General features: G+C 70.0%; 16 protein-coding genes. 7 read left to right on the top strand and 9 right to left on the bottom strand.

Annotated elements, in window-relative coordinates; genetic code table 11:
- Position 1: 1 nt before the first annotated feature.
- From IF12_RS0103425 to IF12_RS0103445, 5 genes are all read right to left on the bottom strand, one after another.
- Positions 2-1,411: a four-carbon acid sugar kinase family protein gene (locus tag IF12_RS0103425; RefSeq protein WP_030154564.1), complete on the bottom strand. Its 1,410-nt coding sequence runs from the start codon at positions 1,409-1,411 to the stop codon at positions 2-4.
- A gap of 269 nt (positions 1,412-1,680) precedes the next feature.
- Positions 1,681-2,385 carry a FadR/GntR family transcriptional regulator gene (locus IF12_RS0103430; protein ID WP_030154566.1) on the bottom strand — a complete coding sequence of 235 codons (705 nt, stop codon included), beginning with the start codon at positions 2,383-2,385 and terminating at the stop codon, positions 1,681-1,683.
- A gap of 84 nt (positions 2,386-2,469) precedes the next feature.
- The gene (locus IF12_RS0103435; protein WP_030154568.1) at positions 2,470-3,549 is read right to left on the bottom strand and encodes a VanZ family protein; all 1,080 of its coding nucleotides are present in this window, start codon (positions 3,547-3,549) and stop codon (positions 2,470-2,472) included.
- A gap of 141 nt (positions 3,550-3,690) precedes the next feature.
- A complete protein-coding gene (locus IF12_RS0103440; RefSeq protein WP_197034586.1) occupies positions 3,691-5,157 on the bottom strand; it encodes a glycoside hydrolase family 43 protein in 1,467 nt (488 codons plus the stop codon).
- The gene (locus IF12_RS0103445; RefSeq protein ID WP_051703916.1) at positions 5,096-6,322 is read right to left on the bottom strand and encodes an MFS transporter; all 1,227 of its coding nucleotides are present in this window, start codon (positions 6,320-6,322) and stop codon (positions 5,096-5,098) included. Before IF12_RS0103445 ends, IF12_RS0103440 begins: the two co-directional genes overlap by 62 nt.
- Positions 6,323-6,412: 90 nt before the next feature.
- Here IF12_RS0103445 and IF12_RS0103450 point away from each other — a divergent pair, with 90 nt between their 5' ends.
- Entirely contained in the window at positions 6,413-7,033 is a 621-nt protein-coding gene (locus IF12_RS0103450; protein WP_081913108.1) for an ABATE domain-containing protein, read from the top strand.
- Between the two features lie 21 nt (positions 7,034-7,054).
- Here IF12_RS0103450 and IF12_RS0103455 read toward each other — a convergent pair whose 3' ends face one another.
- Entirely contained in the window at positions 7,055-8,272 is a 1,218-nt protein-coding gene (locus IF12_RS0103455) for a DUF418 domain-containing protein (RefSeq protein ID WP_051703918.1), read from the bottom strand.
- Positions 8,273-8,503: 231 nt separating this feature from the next.
- Here IF12_RS0103455 and IF12_RS0103460 point away from each other — a divergent pair, with 231 nt between their 5' ends.
- Positions 8,504-9,697: a hypothetical protein gene (locus IF12_RS0103460; RefSeq protein WP_133884249.1), complete on the top strand. Its 1,194-nt coding sequence runs from the start codon at positions 8,504-8,506 to the stop codon at positions 9,695-9,697.
- Between the two features lie 35 nt (positions 9,698-9,732).
- Here the strand turns inward: IF12_RS0103460 and IF12_RS0103465 are convergent, their stop codons facing one another.
- Positions 9,733-13,401 carry a CHAT domain-containing protein gene (locus IF12_RS0103465; RefSeq protein WP_030154582.1) on the bottom strand — a complete coding sequence of 1,223 codons (3,669 nt, stop codon included), beginning with the start codon at positions 13,399-13,401 and terminating at the stop codon, positions 9,733-9,735.
- Positions 13,402-13,674: 273 nt separating this feature from the next.
- Between IF12_RS0103465 and IF12_RS0103470 the strand changes: the two genes are divergently transcribed.
- Positions 13,675-14,187, top strand: coding sequence for a hypothetical protein (locus tag IF12_RS0103470; RefSeq protein ID WP_030154584.1), 513 nt, complete (start codon positions 13,675-13,677; stop codon positions 14,185-14,187).
- 49 nt (positions 14,188-14,236) lie between these two features.
- Here the strand turns inward: IF12_RS0103470 and IF12_RS0103475 are convergent, their stop codons facing one another.
- Entirely contained in the window at positions 14,237-15,847 is a 1,611-nt protein-coding gene (locus tag IF12_RS0103475) for a cellulose binding domain-containing protein (protein WP_081913163.1), read from the bottom strand.
- Between the two features lie 396 nt (positions 15,848-16,243).
- On the opposite strand from IF12_RS0103475, the gene IF12_RS27125 reads away from it, so the two are divergent.
- The 4 genes from IF12_RS27125 to IF12_RS0103485 all read left to right on the top strand — a co-directional run bounded on the left by IF12_RS27125 (position 16,244) and on the right by IF12_RS0103485 (position 19,962).
- Entirely contained in the window at positions 16,244-17,098 is an 855-nt protein-coding gene (locus tag IF12_RS27125; RefSeq protein WP_081913109.1) for an RHS repeat-associated core domain-containing protein, read from the top strand.
- On the top strand, positions 17,095-17,799 hold the full coding sequence (locus tag IF12_RS25445) for a hypothetical protein (RefSeq protein WP_133884250.1): 705 nt from the start codon (positions 17,095-17,097) through the stop codon (positions 17,797-17,799). The genes IF12_RS27125 and IF12_RS25445 overlap by 4 nt, the downstream gene beginning before the upstream one ends.
- 679 nt (positions 17,800-18,478) lie before the next feature.
- Positions 18,479-18,745, top strand: a complete 267-nt coding sequence (locus IF12_RS0103480; protein ID WP_030154589.1) for a hypothetical protein — start codon at positions 18,479-18,481, stop codon at positions 18,743-18,745.
- Between the two features lie 2 nt (positions 18,746-18,747).
- Positions 18,748-19,962: a sulfotransferase gene (locus tag IF12_RS0103485; RefSeq protein WP_030154591.1), complete on the top strand. Its 1,215-nt coding sequence runs from the start codon at positions 18,748-18,750 to the stop codon at positions 19,960-19,962.
- A 40-nt stretch (positions 19,963-20,002) separates the two neighbouring features.
- Here IF12_RS0103485 and IF12_RS22605 read toward each other — a convergent pair whose 3' ends face one another.
- Positions 20,003-23,908 carry a glycoside hydrolase domain-containing protein gene (locus tag IF12_RS22605; protein WP_051703920.1) on the bottom strand — a complete coding sequence of 1,302 codons (3,906 nt, stop codon included), beginning with the start codon at positions 23,906-23,908 and terminating at the stop codon, positions 20,003-20,005.
- Positions 23,909-24,260: the final 352 nt, after the last annotated feature.

Below are 24,260 nucleotides of genomic sequence, written 5' to 3' on the forward strand. Positions count from 1 at the left end.
GCTATGCGCGGGTCTCGAGGGTGTCGACGACCGCGGCGAGCGAGTCGGCCTGGCCGACGTTGCCGGCGAAGACGATGTAGGGGATGCCGACTGCGGGGCCGGTCTCGGGCCGCCACAGGGAGACGATGCCCGGGAGCATGGGCCCGACGACGGTGGCGCGCCGGATGCGCAGCGCCTCGGAGGCCACGTCGGAGGAGGTGATGCCGCCCTTGGCGACCATGAACCTCGGCGGGGCGAGGTCGAGCACGCGGGCGACGAGTTCGACCACGCCGCCGGAGATCTTCCGGGCGATGTCGAGGCTCTCCTCGCCGGAGTCGCCGGTGAGGAGTTCGCGGGTGGTGTGGACGATGACCGTGCCGTGCCCAAGGGACTTCGCGACCGCTTCAGCCCGCTCGGCGAGGTGCGCCTCGCGGCGGTCGTCGACGAGGCGGCGCACGTCCAGCTCGACGGTGGAGATCCCGGGCTTCGCCTCGCGGAGCGCGTCGAGCTGCTCAGTGGTGAGCGGGACGTGGCTGCCGACCACGACCAGGCCGCCGCGGTCGTGCGCGAAGTCGATGCGGCCGGCCTCGACCGGCTCGGCGATCTCCTGTCCGATGTGGGCGCGCACGTACGGCGGGCCGACGCGCAGCAGCGTCGCGATGCCTTCCTTCTCCAAGCGGTGCAAGGCGATGGCGACGATGCGCAGGTCGGTCTCCTCGGCCGCGTCGACGGCGACGATCGTTCCGCCCGGGAGGGGGCGGAGCGTTTCGGCGACCGCTTCGGGGCCTCGGCGGATCACGTCGAGCCCGAGCGAGGCGACCTCGGCGGCTCCGACGCGACCGCCGGTCTTCTCCTCGACCCAGGCGCGCAGGTCCGAGGACCGGAATCCGAAGGTGGCGTCCTGCGCGAAGGGCGTCTCGCCGACCGGCACGGCCTCGCCGTCGACGACCCAGTAGTGGACGCCGTCCACGGTGATCCGTCCGGCCTCGGGGAACGCGGGCACGAGCAGTGTGAGGACGGGGGCGCGGCCGCCGTGCGCGACGATCGCCTCGGCGAGCACGTCGGTCTCGAGCGGGAAGTGGCCGCGCAGGGTCGAGTCGGAGCGGGAGACGAAGGTGAGGCGCTTGCCGGCTCGTTCGGCGGCGGCGAGGGCCACGGCGACGACTTCGCGGTTGCGGGTCGCGGCGGTGTCCTCGTCGAAGGAGCGCGTGTTGGTGAGGACGTAGACGGCGGGGGCGCCGGTCGCGAGGGCCCAGTCGAGGTCCTCGGCCTCCCAGCGGGTGAGCACCGGGAGCCCGGAGACGGACTGCGTGCCGGTCGGGTCGTCGTCGAGGACGACGAGGACGGCGTCCGGATCGGCCTCGGCTCGCACGTCGGCGGCGGTGGCCGCCGTCGGGTCGGGCACGGATGCGAGCAGCGTCTCGATGCGCACGGGAAGTCCTTCGTCCACGGTCGGGCGTCTTCGTGATCAGATATCAGATATCTGATAACCAATATTCGCCATGATGCCCCCCGCGATCGGGCATTGTCAAGGAACCGCGCCGGACGGGCGCGAAGGAATCAAAGGAATCGCAGCTCAGGGGTGATGGGAAGGGTCACGGCGGTGGCCTGGGGGAGCGGCGGGCGGGGTGAAATGGGTGGAGCGGCGGCCGGTGGCCGGTGGTCGGCTCGGTGGCGACGCGAACAGTCCCGGCGATCCGCTCAGCGGCGGGATAGCACGTACTCGACCAGATCCCCCCGCGTCTGGTCCATGTGGCTCGCCATCGCGTCCCGTGCCGCCACCGGGTCGCCCGACTCGATCGCGGCGGCCACCGCCTCGTGCTCGGCGATCGCGTGCTCGCGGATCTCGAAGACCGCGCTGGTCTCGCTGCGCGTCTCGGTGAGCAGCGCCGTCAGCGGCCGCAGCGCCGCGACCAGGATGCGGTTCTCGGCCGACCGCAGGACCACCTCGTGGAACTCCAGGTCGGCCTCCACGAACGCGGCCACGTCGGTCCGCTCGTGCGCGGCCCTCATCCGCCCGATCTCGTACCGCAGCGCGGCGAGGTCGTCCTCGGACCGGCGCATCGCCGCGAGCTGCGCCGCGCCGGTCTCGATCATCATGCGCACCTCCAGCAGTTCCAGGGACGAGCGCTCGCGCTCGCCCGCGCTGCGCGCGTGCCGCACCACCGCCTCGAGCCCCGACCACTCGGCGACCGGCGCGACCCGGTGCCGCCTGCCGGGCACCTGCACGATGACCCCCTGGGCCTGGAGGAGCCGCACGGCCTCGCGCAGCGTCAGCCGCGAGACGCCCAGGTCGTCGGCGAGCACGCCCTCGGGCGGCAGCGGCTCCCCGGTGCGGATGGAGCCGTCGATGAAGGCGTCGAGCAACTGCTCGACCACCTCGTGCGTCCTGGACGCTCGCGCCATCCTCGTTCCTTTCCGCTTCCGGGCCAGCGTAAGCCAATTCCGGGCCCGGTCCGCGCCCGCGTCCGGGATCCGGACCCGGTGGCCTCACTCGCTACGGGCGCGGAGCGTCTCGTTAGCGCCTTGCGGTTCGCGGGCGTCGACCGGGCGCGTCCGCGAGACCAGGCCCGGCAGGCCGCCGCGGCCGCGCGCGGCGAACAGCGCGATGACGCTCGCGAGCACGAACAGCCCGTCCAGCGGCGAGGCCAGCAGCAGCAGTTGCCAGCCGCCGACGCCGCCGAGGTAGCGCAGCAGCCGCCCGACCGCCCGAGGGCGCACGCCGCCTTCCCAGCGGATCATCACCGCCAGGTCGCCCACGGTGCGCCCGGTCGCGAGCACGAGGGCGCCGATCACCACGAGCGGGACCGCGCTCGCGGCGAAGCTCGCCGGTCCCTGGTCGAACGTGGTCGGATCGGCGTCCGTGGCGTACAGGCGCCACACGTTGACCAGGACGCCGGCGAACCCGCCGATCAGCCACACCGAGAGCACGTCGCACAGCATCCCGAGCAGGCGGCGGGGGACCGTGACCGGTCGGGGCTCGGCGGCTTCGGTCGGCGTCCCCCTGCCGGAGAGCCAGGGCCGCAGGGCGATCGAGAGCAGGCCGCCGAGCAGCGCCCCGGCCGTGTTCGCCATGAGGTCGTCCACATCGAACAGCCGGTACGAGCACGGGTAGACGCCCCACACGCCGGTGAGCTGGGTCGTCTCGATCGCCAGGGAGATCGCGAAGCCGGCCGCGGTGGCCACGGCGAACCCGCGGCGCCAGACGAGCCTGATGAAGAACCCGAGCGGCACGAACAGCATCACGTTGAGGGCGACCTGCATGACCGCCGGGTTGCGGGCGAGCTGCCCGGCCGAGCCGGCCGGGTAGTCGAACACGTCCCGCACGAACTGGAACGGGCGCAACTGGGTCGGCGCGCACACGATCTCGTCGGGGGCGGGCAGCGGCAGGAGCGTGTAGGTCCACAGTGCCAGGCAGTAGACGAGGAAACCGCTCCACAGGAGGGTCCGGCGCAGCGTCAGCCGCCCCTGCTTCCGGTACTGCACGGCCACGAACGGCACGAACAGCAGGACGCCGACGATGACGCCGAACAGTATCGCGACGAGCGCGGGGAACACCTGACCGCTCAATTCAAGCCTCGCAGTTCGAGCCCCGGCGCGAAGCGGGGACGCCTTTGACGGGAATGCCCGGATGATCGTACTTGAGGCCCGCCGCCCGCGTCCCCGCTGCGGGCAGCGCACTCCCCGCCGGTCGCTAAGTCCAGCCCGGTTTCAGTGCCGCCCTTCGTAGTCGAACCGGTCGACGGCGATCGTGCCCTCGGTCGCGTAGACGCCGATGACCCGGCCGGTGAAGCCTCCGGCGACCTCACTGGACAGATAGCGGCCGTCGAGGTCGGCGAGCGGGTTGAACCGGTAGCTCTCCGGGAGGCCCAGCCGGATCCGGTCGGGCGGAGCGCCGACCTCGCTCGGCACCGGGGCGGCGTCGATGTCGATGCCCAGTTCGACGACGCCGGTGCCGACCCGGCGGGTCGCGAGCGTCTGCGAGAGGGGCCCGATGCGGGCGATGCAGCGGACCTCGCCGCCGGCGACCTCGATGCGGTAGTGGTGGCGTTCGTCGAGGCGGACGGCCAGGCCGCCGGTGCCGCCGCCGGGGTCGAGGCGCACCCGCACGCGGCAGTCGGGGTGCTCCTGGCGCCGGCCGGTGAAGGTCGGCCGAGGGTCGTCGAGCGACGCGCCCTCGCCGCGCAGGGTGAGCCAGCCGGGCCGTTCGGTCAAGGAGTGCGAGCCCGGCGGGCGGTCGCGAACGGAGATCCACTGCGGTTCCAGGACCGGGCCGTCGAAGTCGTCCCGTTCCCGCACTTCGGCTTTCGCGTCGATCGTGACCGGTGCGGGCCGCGGCCACCCGTCCGTCCACTCCACTGTGGTGAGGAAGGTCTCGCGGCCGAGCACGTGGAAGCCGGGGAACCCGCCGCGCGGGCGGACGCCGAGCAGGAGCATCCGCCAGGAGCCGTCGGGGGCCTGGACCAGATCGCCGTGGCCGGTGCTCTGGACGGGGGAGTCGGTGCTGCGGTGGCTCAGGACCGGGTTCGCCGGGCACGCCTCGAACGGCCCGGTGGCGGCCGGGCCGCGCGCGACCGACACGGCGTGGCCGCGGGAGGTGCCGCCCTCGGCGATCATCAGGTACCACTGCCCGTCGATCCGGTACAGGTGCGGCGCCTCGGGTGAGGCGAGTCCCGTGCCCGACCAGATCCGGCGCGGCTCGCCGAGCAGCCGCCCGGTCTCGGGGTCGAGGCGCACCTGGGCGACCTCGCCGGCGTCGGCGCCGAAGGTCGCGAAGGTGCACCAGCAGTCCCCGTTCTCGTCCCAGGCCAGGTCGGGGTCGACGCCGGGCACGCCGTCGACGACCACGGGTTCGGACCACGGCCCGGCGGGGTCGTCGGCGGTGACGATGAAGTGGCCGCGGTCGGAGACGTTGGTGGTGATCAGCCAGAACCGGCCGTCGTGGTGGCGCAGGGTAGGCGCGTACATCCCGCCGGAGGACGGCGCGTCGGCCAGCCGCAGCTGCGAGGGCCGGTCGAGGGCGTTGCCGATCAGGCGCCACGAGTGCAGGTCGCGGCTGTGGAAGATCGGCGCGCCCGGGAAGTACTCGAAGCTGGAGCAGGCGAGGAAGTAGTCATCACCCGCTCGGCAGACGCTCGGATCGGGGTGGAACCCGGGGATCACGGGATTCGGTGCCAAGATGCGGTCCTTTCGATGCGACGCGGGGGAGGAGTCGTTCGCCGAGCGCCGCCGCCAAGGCGAGGACGCCCAGCAGTGCGCCGATGAGCGTCGTGCTGCGGACGCCGTGGACGGGCAGCGCGAGGCCGCCGACGAGCGCGCCGAAGGTGATGCCGACGTTGACGGCCGCCGAGACCGCGGCCGCGGCCAGGTCGGCCCGCCCGGGCGCCACCTGGAGCACCAGGCCGCCGAGCGAGGCGGTGAACGCCGCGAACGCCAGCCCGGCCAAGGCGATCAGGACGACCGAGGCCGCCGGGTGCCGCCCGGCCGCGTACAGGCCGAACAGCGCCGCCGTCTGCAACGCGACCGTCCCGACCAGGGCCGACCAGGGACTCCGGTCCACGACCGCCCCGATCGCGAGGATGCCGAGCACGCTCGCCAGGCCGCGCGCCAGCAGGATCGCCCCGACCGACGAGGCGGCGAACCCGCCGACCTCGGTCACGAACAGCGCGACGTAGGCGTAGGCGGCGATCGCGCCGGCGGTCGCCAGCACGGCCACCGCCACCAGCAGCCAGAAGCGGCGGGCGTCGGGCGTCTCGCCCCGGGAGGCGTGCCCCTGGTCGGGCCGGGTCGAGGGCAGCAGCGCGGCCACCGCGAGGAGCACGATCGCGCCGATCCCGGCGACGGCGAGGAACGAGGCCTTCCATCCGGCCCGCTCGCCCAGCCACGTGCCCGCGGGCACGCCCAGGGCCAGGGCCACGGTGCCCCCGGCGAACACGACCGCGACGACCCGCCCGCGCAGCCCGGGGCGGAACAGCTCGGCCGCGGCGGGCACCACCACCGCCCAGAACAGCGCATGGGTCGCCGCGGTCGCCATTCTCGCTGCGAGCACCAGCGTGAACGTCGCCGCGAACGCCGTGATCGCGTTGCCGACGACGAATCCGGCCAGCAGCAGCGAGAGCAGCAGGCGGCGGGGGACGCGCCGGACCATGGCTGTCAGCGGGACCGAGGCGACCATGACCACCGCGCCGTAGACGGTGACGAGCATGCCCACCTGCGACGGCGAGACCTCCAGGTCCGCGGCCATCGGCAGCAGCAGCCCGATCGGCAGCGCTTCGGCGACGGTGTACAGGAACGTCCCGCCGGACAGGCCGGCCAGCGCCCCTACCGCCCGCCTCCGACGCATCCGAGCCTCCGATGTTTCCCTCTAAAACAGTTATGACGGCAACACGCTAGCAAGGGCGTCCCGTCAGGTCAACTGGTAAATTCGGTTTTGATGGAATCATTCTTGAACGTCGAGCGGATGCGCCTGGTCGGAGGCAACCTCGCCCTGGACTTCCTCAACTCCCGTGCCGGCCCGCCCGAGGGGCCGCCCGACGACGACGCGCTCACCGGCTCACCCGCGCTCATCGCCTGGAGCGCCTACGCGGGCGCGCTCGACCAGACCGAGGCGGCGGCGTTGCGCCGAACCGCCGAACGCGACCCGCAGGCCGCCGGTGACGCCTTCGCGCGGGCGCTGCGCACCCGCGACCACCTCGACGACCTCTTCCGGGCGCTGGCCGCCGGCCGGGACCCGAGCGCCGACGCACTCGCCCGGCTGCGAGACGACGAAGCCGACGCGCTCGCCCACGCCCGCCTCGACCGCGAAGGCGCGTTCGCGTGGACCTGGCGCGAGGACCGCACGCTCGACCGGCCGGTGCGCCAGGTCGTCCACGCCGCGGTCGAACTCCTCACCACCGGCACGCTCGACCGGATCAAAGGCTGCGGCGGCTGCCGGTTCCTCTTCTACGACGAGAGCAAGAACCGCAGCCGCCGCTGGTGCAGCATGGACGACTGCGGCACCACCGAGAAGATCCGCCGCTACGTCGCCGCGCGCCGCACCCGCACGGCCCGCTGACAGGCCCGAACGCCAACGGCCTCAGGACGAACGGCTCGCGCGCCCGTACGTGAGGCGCCGCAGCAGCACCTCGAAGGGCCCGCGGCGGCCGGTCCACTCCAGCAGCACCGCGAACGCGACCGTCAGCGCCCACGCCCCCAGCGCGATGCCGTACCCGGCCAGATACCCCAGGCCGTCACCGAGCGCGAAGCCCCACAGCGACAGCAACGGGGCCATGACGATCGACTGGCCCAGATAGCCGGTGAGCGAGCGTTCACCGAGCGCGGCGAGCATCCCGGGCACGCCGCGCCGCCCGCGCGGGCGCCAGCGGTGCGCGAGCAGCGCGAAACCGCAGATGTACCCGAGGCCGGCGTACATGCCGCCGGTGAGCGTCAGATAGGCGGCGACGAACGCCCACGTCCCGCCAGGATGCCAAGCGCCCAAGGCCACGAGCGAGATCGGCAGCGCGCTGGCGACGTTCACGACCATCCCCGAGACGAACACCCGGCGCAGCACCGGAAGATGGCGCTCCGGGCGGTCGAGCCAACCCGAACGCTGCACCAGCATGCCCGCGATCACCAGCGGCAGGAACATCAGCGTCAACGTCGAGAGCAGGACGGACGCGACGGAGAACCCCGCGCCGACGAGCATGTCGAGCAGGTAGTTCGACTGGGTCCCCGACGGCATGGACTCGACTCCGGCCGAGCCGAACCCGACCGAGATGAAGTAGGCGAGCAGCGGCGCCCCCGCGACCAGGACGAACGCGAGCGTGCCCCAGAACCAGCGCAGCAGCGCGCGCCGCGACAGGTGCACCAGGCCGAGCGCGATCAGCCCGGTGGCGCCGTAGGCCGCGAGGATGTCGCCGTAGAACAGGAGCATCGCGTGGAGCAGCCCGAACAGGACCAGCCACCAGCTCCGGCGCCGCAGCACCCTGCGGACGGCCGCCGCGTCGAAGTCGCGGGCGAACATGCGGGCGGCCATCGCGGCGATGCCGAAGCCGTAGAGGATCGCGAACATCGGCCGCGACCGCTCGGCCATGAGCAACTGCACCAGGAAGTGCGCGACGCGATCGGCGGTCGAGGCGTCGGCGATGTGCCCGTAGGCGTCGCCGGGGCGGCCAGAGAGATACGCGGCGACGTTGGCGAGGGCGATGAACAGGAGCATCGCGCCGCGGGCGAGGTCGGGCGCGAGGGAGCGCTGCGAGCGGGTGACGGGCGCCGGCGGCGGCCGGTCGGGGAGTCGTGCGGGTTCGGCGGTCATGGAAGCCCCTGGGGTCGAGGAGGATCGGCCCGAAGGAAGGGCCGGTGCATTGAGGACAGCCTATGAAGCCCGGGGCGCGCCCGCCTCCTGCCGGAGTACCGCGGGCCTCCTACCTGGGAACGACATCGTCCCGTCTCGACGCAGGAATGCGGGGTCTCCGCGTGCAACCGAACGCGCGCACTACCGCGTATGTACCTCGTCCATGGCCCACTCACCGGAGGAACGAGAAGCATGCGACGGTTGCACGGAGTCGCCGGCGTCGCCGCGCTGGCGCTCGCCATGACCGCCTGCGGCGGCGAGGACGACGCGCCGGGCGAGCGCGACGCGATCGTCCAGATGCTCAACGAGAGCCGCGTGCTCGAAGCCGAGGCGGCCGCGATCGAGTACCGGCTCATCGAGCGCTGCCTCGAAGACCGCGGCCACACCGTCCACGACCCGCGCGAGTTCATGACCTGGGAACCCGCCGAGCTCACCGCGGTCGCGGACGAGCACCCGCACGCCCGATCGCTGCCCGAGCGCGACCTCGCCGCCGAATGGGGCTTCGGCCTGTGGGTCTACGAGGAGGGGGCCGACCCCGACGCGTGGCGCGAGTACGAGGACGCCGCATGGTCCTCGACCCCACAGGACACCTGGGACGAGGTCGACGCCGCCGACTTCGAGGCCCTGAGCCCCGAGGACCGGTACTCCTGGTACGTCGACTTCCTCGGCCGCGACCACGCGCGCTGGCTCTACGGCGAGTACTTCGGCTTCGAAGCGCCCGAAGAGAACCGCCCCGACGATGAGGACGGCGCGATCGTGATCGAGGAGGACATCTCCGAGCAGCCCCCGCCCGGCGGCTGCCGCTCGGCGATGATCGAGGCCCTGTACGGCGAACCGCACCTCGTCGAGACCGAAGGCGGCAGCGCCGACAGCGTCGACGGCTACGTGGAATGGGCCTACCGCCCCGCGGTCCCGCTCGCCGACGTGTCCTCCCTCTACTCGGTCGAGGCCGCCATCGAACAGGTCCAGGACCTCCTCGTCGCCGACTTCCGCCAACAGGTCGCCGCAGAAGAGGAGGACTTCCTGTCCTGCGTGGCCGACCGCGGCCACGGCGGCTGGGACTTCGAGGACCGCGGCGGCCTCGACCTCTTCGACTACTGGGGGCAGATCTACTCCGGCGGCGACTACCCGGGCGGCGACGGCGGCTCGTTCCCCGACCCGCCCTCGAACCTCCCCTCCGACTTCGCGTCGCTGCGCGAACTCGAGATCGCGATGGCCGTCGACCTCGCCGAATGCGCCGACGACTCCGGGCTGCGCGAAGCGGCCGAGACGACCTGGACCGAGGTCAACCGCGACTACTACGAGTCGGTGGAGACCGAGATGTACTCCTGGCAGGAGGAGATGCGCGCGGTCGTCGAGCACGGCCAAGAACTCCTCGACGGCTGACCCGACCGGTTCGGGCCGCGGCCCGAACCGGTCCTTCATGGACCGAGATGCACGAACCGGGCCCAGTAGGCGGCGTCGCGCGGCGCCTCGGCCCGGAGCGCGCGAACGGCCTTGTGCAGCGCGAAGGCGCTGGCGGACAAGTCGACTCGGCCGTCCTGGAGCACCCCGCGGTAGAAGCGCTCGGCCACGAACGAGGCGGCGCCGTCGAAGACCGTCCACAGTGTTCCGATCACGTGCGTCCAGCCGGTGTACTGCATGGCGGCCGCGACGTTCATTGCCTCGTCGAGGTTGACCGCCCCGCCGGTGGCGGTCTGGCAGGCCGACAGGAACGCCAGGCCCCGCGGCCCCGGAGCGATCTGCGCGAGGTCGTCCACGCGGACCAGTCCGGCGGTCTCCCAGTCGAAGGGCACGAGCCCGCCTTCGGCGGGCCATCGCAGATCCTGGACGCCGTGCGAGGCGATGTGCGCCATCGAATGAGCGCTGAGCCCCGCGATGATCGCCTCGCGGGTCGCCGCTCCCTCGGACAGCGAGGTGATCTCGGCCCCGAACAGCTCCGTGAACATGCGCCGCTCCTTCGCGACGCCGGGCAGTCTTGCGAACGGACCCGGGGTCTCGGCGATCGACACCAGCAGCGGAGCGGGGTCCGGGTCCTGCGGCACGGCCCGCGAGCGCGCGTGCGCCAGCGCGCGGAGCGTCGGCGCATAGGAGGAGACGGCGCGATCGAGGACGGCACTGCCGTCGTCGCGGCCGTGGTATCCGGCGGCGTGGATCGGCAGCAGCGTCAGCGCACCGGTGGGGCACCACCAGATCCGGGGGAGTCCCGATTTTCTGGGGCCGAAGCCGAGATGGCCAAGCACCGGTTCGGTGACGTTGTCCCACAGCCACTCCAGGACCCGGTTGGCCTCGGCTTCCAACTCCGGATCGCGCTTTGGACCGGTGTTGCGCTGCAACGCGTTCAGGTACCGATTCGTCTCCGCGGCGAGTTCGGCCTGCGTGAACCGCAGCGGCACGACCTCGATCACGTCGGGCGACAACACCAGTGCGTCGCAGCGCCACCGGCTCGCGTTGAGGATCACGACCGGTCCGGTTCCCGGCGGCGGCATGAGGCTCGCGAGGCGCGGCGGGCCCATGAACGCCGCCGGGTCCGGGAACCGCTCGGTCGGCGGCAGGGCCCGGATGCGCGCCAGCAGGTCGTCGAGGCGGTGGGCGGCCCGGCTCTGATGCCGCAGCGGTTCGGCGACGAGGTTCGACGGGCCTTCGGCACCGATCGGGTCGAGCACCGCGAGGTACGTTGCCAACTCGGCGGCGAGGTCCGGGTGGGCCTCGCGCAGTTGGTCCGGCTCCGTGCGCAGATCGAGCAGCTGACCCCACAACAGGCCCCGGCCCTGTTCCAGCAGCCGCACGGCCTCCTCCGGATCACCGGCGGCGATCGCGCACGCGGCCGCGTCCGCGGCCAGTGCTCCGGCCTCCGCTTCGAGCAGGTGCCGCCGATCGCCGCGATCGAGGCCGTGCCGCGCCAGCCTCGGCAGGAGCCCCACCGCCGCCCGCAGCAGCGGCAGCGCTCGCGCGGAGGCCGACTCGCCTTGGAGCATCAGGGTTCTGGCCGCGAGGTGGGCGGCCCGGACGCGCAGTGACACGGGCCCGGTCGGGACGGCTGCGGCGGCGGCGAAGTTCGCGACGGCCGCCGAGTCGGACGCCTCGTCGCCGCTCGCGCCGGACAGGTCGCCGAGGGCCTTGGCGAGGACCCAGTGCATGTTGGTGCGGTTCGGGCTGTCCTCAGGCGTGCTCGCGAGCGCATGGCGCGCCAACGCTATCGCCTCAAGCAGGTCGTCCCTATCGGACGATTCGGTGAATCGCCGATGGAGCATCTCCGCGAGGTTGGCGAGCGCGACCGGGCGGAGGGGATCGCCTTCGCCCGTCGCGGTCACCGCCTCGCGTGCCAGCGACACGGCCGCCTCCAGATCGGCGAGGTCGCGTCCGGCAGGGTCGGCGCTCAAGTACCGGTCGAGGTGCGCTCCGGCGAGATAGGTGCACCGTAGTGGGCGGTGCACGTGCTCGGCGGGGGCCAGGTCGAGCGCTTCGCGTCCGACGAGGACGGCCTCGTCGAGCGCCTCGCGCTCCCCGAACCGCCGATACCTGTTGACGAGCACGGCGGTCAGCGTGCTCGCGCGAGCCGCCCGGCCCGGATGCGATGCGGGCGTTCGGGTCAGCGCCTCGTCGGCGGCGTCGAGGGCTTCGTCCAGGTCGCGCGCGTCGCCGGTGAGCTGGTATCGGGCCCGGAACACGGCGGCGAGATTGGCGAGGAGACCGACCTTGAGCGGACTGCCTTCGGCCGCTTCCAGGAACGCTCCCCGCGCCACCGCCACCGCCTCGTCGATCTGCTCCAGTTCGCCGGTGCGCTCAGCGCGCTGGAGCAGAGTGGTCGCCAGGTTGGAGTGCACCGCCGCCCGCTGGTGGTCGCCGGGCGGGAACGCTTCGATAGCGCTGCGGAACAGGTCCGCCGCCGTTTCGAGGTCCGCGAGTTCGCCGGTGCGCTCGGCGAGTTCGCGCAGCGCGTTCCCGGCGTTCGACAGGACCGGTCCGCGGTTGACCATGCCGACCGGGATGGTGCGCAAGGAGACCAGGGCGAGGTCGGCCGCCTCCGCGATGTCCTCGAACCGCGAGGTCCGCTGGAACAGCGCCACCAGGGCCCGGGAGAGGTTGGAAGCCCGCTGGCAGAAGAACGGCGATGACGGCGCCGTCCCGTCGAAGGCGCTTCGACCGGCCGCGACGGCCTGTTCGAGGTCCGCGATGCTCCCGGTGACGGTGTACCGGCTCAGAAGCGCGTTGCCGAGGGCGGCCTGAAGTCTCCCCGCGTCCTCTTCGGACCCGCCACTGTCAATGAGCCCTTTGACGACGCGAACGGCCTCGTCCGCGTCCGCGACCGCACCGCTGCGATCCGCCCTGACCCGGAGCGCCTCGGCCAGCAGCGGTGCCACCGTGCCGTGGTACCGGTGCCCGACCGGGAACCGGTCGAGGGCCGCACGCCACGATGCTACGGCCGCGTCGAGGTCGGGCGCTTCCCCCGTCGCTTCGAACCGCTGCCAGTGCATCGATCCGAGGTTGAACCGATTGGACCCGTGGTCCTCGTGATCGGCCGGAGTGGCCGCCACAGCCGCCTTCCAGCCGTCCACGGCGGCATGAAGGTCCTCGATGCGACCAGTCGCGTTGGCGCGCTGCTGTAGACCGAGGGCGAGGTCGGCGATGTAGGTCCGGCGATGCGGATCGTCGCCGGATGCGGCGGCGACGGCGGCCCGGCAGCAGTCGATCGCCTGGTCGAGGCGGGCCGGTTCGCCGAGCATGACCGAGCGCCCGAATTCGGCGGTCCCGAGCCGCCACAGGCGGAACGCTCGGTCGGGATGCGAATCCGGCGCGCCTGCGAGCCAGGCCCGGCCGACCGCGACCATCTCGTGCAGGTCATTGATGTCGCGCACGATTTCGGCTCGCGCCCAGAGGATCTCGGCCAACGACGCCAGATCCTCGATGCGGGCGCCCTCGGGCTGCGAGACGAGGCTGCGGAACAGCGAGGCCACGAGGTCCAACACGCCCGGGTCGCGCGACGCGATCGCGCGCTCGCGCAGCGCGTCCAGGCGCGACTCCGCATCGCCGTCGGCACTGATCCCGAGCATCGATTCGAGCCGCTGTGCGAACTCGTGAGGCGACATGCGAGCCCTTCGGGGTGATGGATTGGGAGGGAACCGTTCGGAGGCCGGAGTTCCGTACAGACTAGAACCTCGCGACTACGATTGGCGGATGTCCAGCAACGCTGAGGGACCTGAACCCCAGGCCGATTCGCCCGATTCCGAGCACGGCCCGAAGCCGCCGCCCGACTCGTCCTGGCTGAGGACCGAGGAAGTGCGCGGCACCGGCCGCGAGCAGCCGCCGCTGCCGCTGGAACCGAGAAGGCGCCCAAGGGCTTCGCGCGCGAGGCGACCGGAATGAGCGACCCGCGCCAAGGCGAGGCGTACACCGAGTACGTCGCCGCCGAACTCGCCGAGGAGCACCGCCGCCGCGACAACCTGCAAGGCCGCTCGCAATGGCTCGTCACCTCCTCGGCCGTGCTCCTGACGCTCATGAGCGGCATCGCCGTCTTCATCCAGTTCTCGGAGCCCGTCGCGGTCCCCGGTTGGCTCAGGGTCGGATACGTCCTCGCACTGGCCGCATTGGTAGCCGCCGTGGCCTTCGGCATCTGGGCCGGACGGGCCTACCGATACCGCGTCGCCGACGGGTCCACGCTCGCGCTCATGCTCGGCGAGCACTGGGGCGACGACCACATCGACGCCCGGAACCTGGTGGCGAAACTGCGGGTCGCGGAGATCGTCTCGCTTCGCCACGGCAACAACCTCATGGCGAAGTGGACGCTCGCGGGGCAGGTCGCGCAACTGGTCTTCGTGGTGCTCTTCGCGGTCTGCGCCCTGCTGACCGCCGCGGAGGCGACGCCGAACGGTTGACCCCTGAACAAGGAACGGGCCGGACCCGGGTCCGGCCCGTTCCCGCTGCTCAGCAGTCGAATTCGAACGCGACCGCCGGTCCGGAGGCGATGAAGCCGAAGACCTCGCGCTCTTGACCCGCCTGGATCTGCCCGTTCCAGCCCACGTCCGAGGCGGTCACCGCCGAACCCGACTGCGCCCAGTCGGCGTTCCACAGGCTGCTGATCTGCTGGCCGCCGGGCCAGTTCCAACTCACGTTCCAGCCGTTGAGGGCCTGGGCGCCGGCGCTGAGGACGACGCTGCCCTGCCAGCTCCCGCCCCAGTCGCCGACCACCTCGATGCGGCCCCGGCAACCGCCGGCGCCGCCGTCGTCATCACCGCCGCCGTCACCGTCCCCAGTGGTCACGAAGGTCGAGATGCTCTGGGCCGGAAGCTGAGCCGTGAACGCGCCGTTCGACACTGCGAGGTCGCTCTGGGCCGCGAGGTTCCGGCTCGCGTCGGTCAGCCACCAGGAGACGGCCGCGGCATCGGTGCCGCTCAACGTGAACGGCAGGCTCACCGCCGAGTTGTTCTTGTTGACCGCGACGACGGTGATCTGCGCGTCGGCGTTCTTGTACGCCGAGACGTAGACGTTCGACTGGGGGTTGGCGGTCGCGTCCACCCGCTGGTCTCCGGGGCGGACGAACTTGGCGAAGTGCGCCATGTTGGCGCCGCGCTTGCTGATCTGCCCGTTCTCGAGCATGGGGCCGTAGTAGCGGCGGAGGTACCACCAGATGTAGGTCTGGAACCCGCCGTCGACGAGCGCGCGGTGGACGTGCTCGCCCACGTCGAGCGCCTGCGGCCACAGGTCCGCCGAGTCGCTGCTGTTGGGGTGGTAGACCTCGGTCATCCACAGTTCCTTGCCCGTGCCGTTCTGCTGGAAGAGCGGGTAGGGGAAGTCGGCGTGCTGCGTGCCGTACAGGTGCGCGCCGAGGATGTCCATGTTGGCCAGTGCCTGCGGGTCGTTGAGGATCGGGTCCGAGAGGTTCTTGCGGTACTGGAACGACTCAGGGGCGATGACCCTCGTGCCGAGGGAGCCGGCGTTCTCGCGCAGGAACCGGGTGATCTCGGTGGCCGTCCAGGCGGTCCACTCCTCGGCGTAGTCGGGTTCGTTCTGCACCGAGATGGCGTACAGGTTCACGCCGTTGTCGGCCATGAAGTCGGTGAAGTCGTTGAGGTGCTGGGCGTAGGCGGCGTACTGGTCGTACCGCAGCCGGCGGCCGCCGGAGAAGTTCTCGATCATCGAGGCGGGCGGGTTCCAGGGCGAGGCGATGACCTTCGCCCCGAGCTCGCTGGCGCGCTGCGCGGTGGCGACCTCGCGGGTCCAGTTCGCGCGGTCCTCGTGGACGGGGATGCGCAGGACGGTGAAGCCGAGTTGGCCCGCGCCGTTGCCGAACGCCGTCTCCCGTTGCGCGGCGGTCAGGTCGTCGATCCAGACGGTGTGGTTCATGCCGCCGAACCCCTGGATGGTCTGGCGGACCGCGGACGGGTCGACGACCACGCCCGCCTGCGCGGGGGAGGGCGTCTGCGCGAACGCCTCCCGGGTCGCCACCGCCGCGGCGGCGACGGGAAGGGAGGCGCCCAGGGCGAGCATGGACCGCCGCTTGACGGTGCGAGTGGAGTGGTTTCGAGGTGCTGTCATGGCCTCGGCCTTCATATCAGGTGGGTTGCCGGTAATCCGAACCGTCGAAGTCCCGAGCACAGCCCGGTGGCCGACGCCTTCGGAGGGAACGTGCTGTCGCACAAAGTGGTGGGGATGCCGCACGACCGCTGGCCGAGGTCGTGGCGTGGTCGGGTGCCGTGGTGAGGGCTCGCCGTCGAACGCGGTGGTGCGCGCTGTCGACCGGTCTGCCGCGGTGTCTGCCTTGACGAGATCACTGGAGCCCTTCGTCTCGAAGCACCGGCTGTTATCGATCACCATCTCGAGAATATTCGTAATTTTCGAGCAGGATATCGAACGCAACCTAGTTCAAACTATAGACAAGTATCGATACAAGGTCAATCCGCCGTGCGGCGCCGACATCCCGAGCACGAACTCATGTCCTGGACCAACACCCACGGCGACCGCGTCGCTCTGGTCAACCCCGACACCGGGGATGTCATCACAGGAGGAGGATTCGACCCCTTCAGCAGCCCCCTGCCCGACACGACTGTGAGCACCACCGGATTCCAAGGCGGCTACACCGACCCGGTCACCGGCGAAGTCAACGCGCACGCGCGCTGGTACAACCCCGCCACGGCGACCTTCACCAGCCGAGACACCTGGCAACTCGCCCCCAGCCCGCTAGCACAGGCCAACCGCTACCTCTACGCCAACGCCTCCCCACTCAACCTTCTGGACCCGAGCGGGCATGCTCCGAGCGGTTGGGACTGGGTCGCGGTAGGACTGTTCGCCCCGCAAATAGCAGTGGGACTTGCAGGATACGGAGCGGGTGTCGCCGTATCCGGATGTGCCCGAGGAAGATGCAATACGGCTGCTAAGACTGCCGGCGGGAAGGTCGGGAACGTCGTGCAGAGCTTCTGGAATTCAAATGACAAGAGAACTAAGAATACCTCGTCCAAGCAGACGCGTAACAGTGCCAATAGTTCCTCTTCATCGTATGGCAACGGCGGCAGTGCCAGAGCAGGCGGAGGAACCGGGCGAAGCAATGGAATTGGAAACAATGCCACGGATTGGAATCTGCCATGGATTCCCTGGATTCCCTGGATTCCCGGAGTCCCACCGCCCCCGGCGGTCCCAATTCCGCTCAGAATTGATCTGACTGCGCTGCTGACGCTCCCGATCGGAACTGCCCAAGCCGCCGCTGACAAGGCACCAGACGAGATTGACCTGCTGAATCATATGCTACTAAAGAACGGCCCTGGCGTAGCGCGTGCTAGGTTTCGGAGATGAACTATACGGACCAGTTGTGTAGGCTGATCGGGGTTCCTGAAATTCAGGTGGATCCCGTTCGCGACAGAACTCTAAGTGAATCTCTGGGCATTCAATTGCCAAGTGACTACCTACAGTGGGCGAGTCAGTACGAAACCCTTGAGATTTGCAATGAAATGATTGTGTGGAACTGGCTTTCGAAATTGCGCCCCTTGCCAACACCTGCGTCGGTTGGTGCAACATTGGAGGGCATTGATCTTGCCCGTGCGACTGCGCAGGGCAGAGAAAACGTACTCGATTCAGAAGATAATGCGACTGGCCCTCGCCCATGGCTTCCGATTTACCCCGAGGCCGGAGGGCTATTTCCTTGGGGTACTGATACAAATGGCACGCTCTATCTTTGGGATGCGAGGAACTCTGATCCTGATGATTGGACTGTGGTTCTGTACAATCGTTCGTGGCGGGAGTTTGATTGCGGGTTCACCGAGTTTCTTGTGCGACTGATGCGTCAAGAATATCGAAACTCTCGCATGTTTATCCGAGAATGGCCTTGGCTCTCCACTGTCAGGGAGCTCGAATCTGAAGATTCCGGTGCGTTGGTATGGCATACGCCGCGCCGATGGAGCGATTATTTTGAAGAGTACTCGCGTCGTCGTGATGATATTGATTATGAATGGGACGACTTTTCATGGGTTGATCGGTTTCGGGGTCAAAATCGGTGATTCATGAAGGTGTGAGTTAGCCTGATTGCTTCATGAGATTGAAAAGATGGTCGGTTTCGTAATGTCGCATATCGAGCGATTTCGAAATTGTGACTGGGTCGCTGGCGGGTAGGAGCCAGGGGGTCGTCTCTGGCTCGCGTGTCCGGCCGTGAGGGAATCGATCGGATTTGAAGCGGGTCGCTTTGAATGGCATACGCCGAAGAAATGGGATGCGTGCTTCCGAGATCGATAAGCGTTTCAAGAATGCATCAGCAGGCGGGATGACACGCTCGAGCGCCGTTCTCTCTCGCGTTGGGGCGACGAGCCTCGGTAGATCTTGCCGCGTTGCGGCGGGTTGGGGTTTGCGGGGCTGGTATTGGCGGTTGGGAGCGGTGGTGTCGGTGGGTTTGGGAGTTTTCCTGGGTTGTGCTGGGGTATTGCGTGATTGCTACGCCATTGGGGACCCCGGTGGGCCGCGGTGGCCACGGTCCGGGTAGAACTGGTTACCGTAAGGGCTCGACGTGAGTGGGGGACGCGACGGGTCACGGCGCCAACGTGATCGGAGCGCGGATGCCGGCGGCACTCGTTGACGGAGTCGATATGGGTGGATCAGTCCCTCTGTGCCCCAAGGGTATTGAGGCGCTGTCTCTCGTTCGGTGTGGGGCTGGGTTTCTGCCGCGATCCTCTTCGAGGGCCTGACGTGGAGCGACTCCTCTTCGCCGTCACCGTCAGCCTCTCGGCCCTCGTCCACATCGGTCCATCTGTGCTTTCCCTGATCGCCGCCGGTTGGCTCGGTTTTCTCGCCGTCTCCCTGGGCGGCAGCGGATTCGACATCGTCTCGGTCTGCCTGCTCGGCTTCCTCGCCCTGGTCGCGCTCTTCGGCGGCCTGTACCTGCTGCGCCGCGGACTGCGCTCCCTGCGCGCCTCCCTCGCCACCCCGCCATCCCCCACGCATCCTGGAGACTGACGATGCCCTCCCCACTGCTGAAAGTCATCAACTTCTGTAGCGCCCCTACGATGTACGGCAAGAGCGGCCCCCGCGATCCCGAGGCGGTCGTGCACCAGATGCTCGACCGCGCCGCCCGGGACGGCCAAGGCGAGCGGCCCGACCCGGACAGCGAGATCATGCGCGACTTCGCCTTCCTGGTCGAGCAGTTCGCCGCCGCCGAGTCGCTTTCGCCCATCGGCTGGGCCTCGGTCCGCACCGACCTCCAGAACCGGCTTACCAACTGGGTCCGCGTCCAGCGCCTGCACGCCGAGCACCCCGAACTCGCCGCCGAGGACGTGTCGGACCCGGTGGTCGTCGTCGGCCTGCCCCGCACCGCGACCACCTTGGTGCACAACCTCTTGGCCGCCGCCGACGGCCACCGCGGCACGAAGCTCTGGGAGCTGCTGCATCCCGAGCTGCCCCTGCCGGAGGCCGAGTCCGAGCGGATCATCAACGGCGTCGAGCGCGGCCAGAAGGTCATCCGCCTGCTCATCCCCGAGATGGTCGACATCCACCCGCAGGCCGCCCGCAAGGCCGACGAGACCGCGTTCCTGTTCTTCCACGGGCCGCAGCACCAGGCCCGCGCGCTCATGCCCGAGTACAAGGCCTGGGAGAACGAACGCGACGCCAGCGGCGACTACACCTACCTCAAGCAGGTCCTCCAGGTCCTCCAACATGGACGGCCGCGCCGCCGCTGGGTGCTGAAGAACCCCATCCACCTCGCCCACCTGCCGGAGCTGCTCAAGGAGTTCCCGAAGGCCACTATCGTGTGGATGCACCGCGAGCCTGCCACCGTCATGGGCTCGATCTGCTCGCTGGTCGAGACCTCCCACCGCCTCCACCTGCGCAGCGTCGACCCCGACGCGATCGGGCGGATGTGCCTGGAGATGCTCCAGCGCCTGGTCGGCCGCGGCCGCGACGCCCGCACGCAGATCGCCCCGGGCCGCCTGGTCGACGTGCCCTACGACTGGCTCACCGCCACCCCGCACACGAGCGTCCCCGAGCTGTACAAGCTCATCGGTGCAAAGTGGACGGACCGCGACGCGGCCGGGCTCGACGCGATCCTCGCCCGCCCCTCGCGCGCCCGCAAGCACGACTACGCTGCCAGGCGCTACGGCCTCGACGAGATCGAGATCGACCAGGCCTTCGACAACTACGGTTCCATCGCACTGGCCACCGCGCCCCGGCGCAACTAGACCAGAAGGCCCCGCCCGCATTCGCGGGCGGGGCCTCACTTCATTCGCGGATGCCGATGGCGTCGTAGACGAGCCAGGAGCCTCCCGTGTTGGCGAGGGTGACGGTGTTCTCGCCCGCGGTCAGCTGATCGGCGGGGAGCACGACCTCGAACTGCGACGGCCGGATGCCGTCCGCCGCCGAGGAGCCGCTCTCCCAGCGGTAGCCGTCGCCGCCGCCTCGGGCCGTCTCGACGGTCGTCGGATCGTGGCCGTTGAGGGCGATCGCGATCGACGGCGGCGCGGACTGGTGGGTGTCGAGCAGCCAGGCGGTGAGGGTCAGCCCCTCGGCCGGCACCTCGTCCAGCGTGAACCGCAGGGTGAAGTCGCTCGACGCGCCCGAGGCCCACGAGTCGTTCGGCCCCGGATGGATGTAGCTCCAGTCCGCCGCGGGGTCGTCCTCACCGACGGTGAAGTCCACGCCTTCCGAGAACCGATCCGGGTAGTCGCCGTAGCTGCGCGGCGCCAGCGCGAACTCCGCGGCGTTCGTGTCGATCGCCCCCACGAGCGCGACCTCGGCGCCGACCGTCGCCTCGATCGCATGGGCGAGACCGCCGCCGTCCCAATCGACGCTCAAGTCGAGCTGCTCGGTGCCCGAAGCGCCGATCGGCGGCGTCACGGTGAAGTCGACGCCGAAGGTCTCGCCGGCGCCCAGTTCGATCTGCCGCGCCTCCGGTTCGACCACCCAGCCGTCGGGGACTCCCAGGCCGACCTCGGTGCTGTTGGCGCGGTCGGTGTCGTTGTTGCCCAAGGTGACCCGGATGTTCGCCGGCGTGTCCTCCAAGAGTGTGAACGCGTCGGGAGCCGACGCGAGCGACACCGCCGGGGCCACCTGCACGTACGCGATGGCATCGGACAGCGCCGTTCCCTGCGTCGTGCGTGCGTCGATCGCGAGCCGGTGGGTGCCTTCGGCGTCCTCCGCCGCCTGGATCGTGACCTCCGCGTCGGCCGTCTCACCTGGGGCCACCTCGACCGTGCCCGAATCCGGTGTCACCTGGAGCGCATCGAGTCCGGGCGCGTTCCACTCGATCGCCAGCGGCTCGTCGCCGCGGTTCTCGAACCGCAGTGCCGCCGTCGCGGCGCCTCCCGGATCGACGCGGGGGCTGTCGTCGACGAAGGTCGCCGCGGCCACCGCCGGCTCGGACTCGGACGGGGGCAGCACGTCCACGCCCCAGTCCTCATTGGGCTGTTCGCCCATCCACAGTTCGAGCGTGCCGCCGTCGGTCAACTGCTCATGGCGGAACCACGACGCGTCCCAGGCCTCGCCGTCGAGCTCGGCCCGCTGGATGTACATGGCCTCGTCCGAGTTGCCGTGGGTGACGATCCGGAACCGGTCGCCCTCGTAGTAGTCCGGGTGCAGCTCGATCGTGATCTCGTCGAACACCGGCGAGGTGAGGTCGTACACCGGCGACGAGTGCCCGCCGCCGGTCACCTCGAACAGCCCCATGGACATCAGCGCGCTCATCGCGCCCATCTGGCCCTGGTCCTCGTCGTGGTGGCCGTAGCCGTCGTCGGTCGCGATCGAGCCGTACGTCTTCTCGTTGACCTGCCGCATCCAGTACTGGGTCAGCCAGGGCTTGCCGACGTAGTTGAACAGGTGCGCCATCTCCAGGCCCGGCTGGTTGCCGTAGCTGACGTACCCGCCGTCGTACTCGGCGATGAAGTTCTCGTCCTCGGCCTGCTCGAACGCGTAATTGAGCTTGTCGGCGTACGCCTGCGTACCCCCGAGCTCGTTGGCCAGGCCCATCACGTCGTGCACGGTGAACCAGGTCGACTGCCAGGAGGAGGCCTGGACGAAGCCGCTCATGGAGAGCGGGTCGAACGGGTCCTTCCATTTGCCGTCCGCGTCGCGGGGGCGGCTGAAGCCCGTGTCGTGGTCGAACACGTTGCGCCAGTTGCCCGACCGCTCCATCAGGTAGTCGTGCACGTCGGTGTCGTCCCACACCTCGAACTCGTTGAGCCCGACGTCGGTGCCGCTGCCGCCGGTCACCTCGAAGCGCACCCACTCGACCTCCTTGGGCCGGAACTCGATCACGCGCTCGCCGCCGTCGGCGGGGATCCGCGCGACCGGCCTGCGGGTCCCGTCGCTGAAGACGAGCATCCCCCTGCCCGCGTTGGAATCCGCGCTCGCGCGGTCGCTCAGCACGACCTTGTCGATCGTGCGCGGCTCGTCCCAGGACAGTTGAATCCACGGGTCCGTCTCGCCCGCCGACCGCCAGTCGGTCGCACCGGGGGCCCGGCTCGGGCGCCCGTCGACGGCCCGCTCGCCTGCCGATGCCGTGTCGTCGAGCTGGCTGGAGACCGTGACCTCGGCGAACTGCGCGGCGTTGACGCCGGTCGCGTCGAGTTCACCAGCGAGCTGCGCCAGTGTCCAGTCCTGGTAGGCGTATTCGAGGGTCTGGCCCGCGGCGTTCGGCGCGTAGCCGAGGTCGAGGTACTCGCGGGCGCCGCCGTTGCCCCAGGTGCCGTACGCCTGCGAGCCCTTGTCGAACAGCCCGCCGAGCGACTGCGCGTCCAGCATGGCCTCGAAGGCCAGATCGACGTCGAAGTCGCGGATGCCCTTGTTGTAGGCGCCGGCGATGAACGAGGTCACCGGCGCGCCGGTCATGATCAGGGAGTCGTCCCCGGCGACGGGCCCGCGGGGGAGCAGCCCGCCGTCCTCGTACATCTGCAACTGCGAGCGCACCAGGCTGGAGTAGACCTCCGGGTAGGCCAGGCCGAGCACCGTGTTCAGGTTCCACTGGGTGAGCCACAGCGCGTCGTAGTTGTACATCGCGAACTCCGGGCGGCCCTGGTCGTCGAGCGGGATCTGCCCGATCCGCTCGGCGCCCCAGGTGGCGTCCAGGTACTTGCCGTCGGCATCGCTGACGGCGCTGCGTCCGCACAGGACGTGGAACAGGTCGGTGTAGAACTTCACCTGCTGGCGCTCGCTGCCGCCTTGCACGTCGATCCTGCCGAGCATCTCGTTCCACACCTGCTGCGAGGCCGCTTTGGTCGCGTCGAAGTCCCAGCCGGGCAGTTCGGCCTGGACGTTCCGGCGCGCGCCGTCGACGCCGGTGAGCGACAGGCCGACCTTCATCTGGATCTGCTCGCCCTCGGCGAGGTCGTCGTAGCGGACGTACACGCCCATGTCCTCGCCCGAGACCTCTTCGACCGCGGCGCCGCCGTCCACCAGCGACCCTTCGGACCAGCCGTGCAGGGAGTCGAAGGGCCGGTCGAAGTCGACGGTGAAGTACAGCTTCGTGGAGGGGTGGATCGACCGGTCGCCGTGCTGGACGACGTAGCCCTCGATCCCGCTGTCGCCGACCTTGGTGACGTGGGCGTTCTCCATGACCGCCTCACCGAGCTGCCCGGCGAGGTTGACGATGATCTCGCTCGGGCCCGCCTCGTCGTAGGTGTAGCGGTGCAGGCCGACCCGCTCGGTGGCGGTGAGCTCGGCGGTGATGCCGTACCGGTCCAGTTCGAGCCGGTGGTAGCCGGGTTGGGCGATCTCGCCGTCGGTGTGGTCGACGTGCGACTGCCAGCCGGTGTCGCCCTCCAGCTTCGGGACGTCGGTCCCGGTCGTGGGCATCACCTGGACGCCGGAGATCTGCCAGTCGTGGATGTGGCTGAAGCCTTTGACGTCGTTCTCGCTCCAGTGGTAGCCGGTGCCGCGCGGGTGGTGCGTGCTCGTGTCGGGGCGGAGCTTGACGAACCCGAACGGCTGGCTGGCCGACTGGAAGAAGAAGAACCTGCTGAGGTCCGATTCGACCCAGGGGTTTACCAGGTCGACGTAGTCGCGCGGGGGCGGTTCGGCCGCGGCCGGGCGCGATCCGTCCGCGACGAACGCGAACGAGATCAGGCCGGCGAGCGCCAGGCCGATCGACAGTCGTTGGAGGACGCCGACAGGCGGCCCCGTTTCTCTTCGCATGGCTCGAGCCTTCCGTCTCGTCGGCGAGCGGGGGTGCGTCGCCTACGGTTGGTATCGATACCATATCGAGCCGGCCCCGTAAAGGGACCGACGATGGCCGCCGAGCGAATTCAGTGTGACGATGGAGCGGCGCCGACCGAACCCGATGCGGTATCGTCCCAGTTCAAACGTGCATGGTCGGGGGCTCAGCCGTTGCCCGGGCGCGTTCGGAGGCGCCGCGATCCGGAGTCCGCGATTTTCCGGAATCGATGTACTGGCGGGGTCCGAGGGGGAACTGGTATCGTCATCAACGCAAAGTTGATAACGATACCAATCGTTCACGGGACGGTCGGCATCCGAATCCCCCCAGCCC

The sequence above is a fragment of the Glycomyces sp. NRRL B-16210 genome, from assembly GCF_000719515.1.
In the GTDB taxonomy this organism is placed as follows: domain Bacteria; phylum Actinomycetota; class Actinomycetes; order Mycobacteriales; family Micromonosporaceae; genus Glycomyces.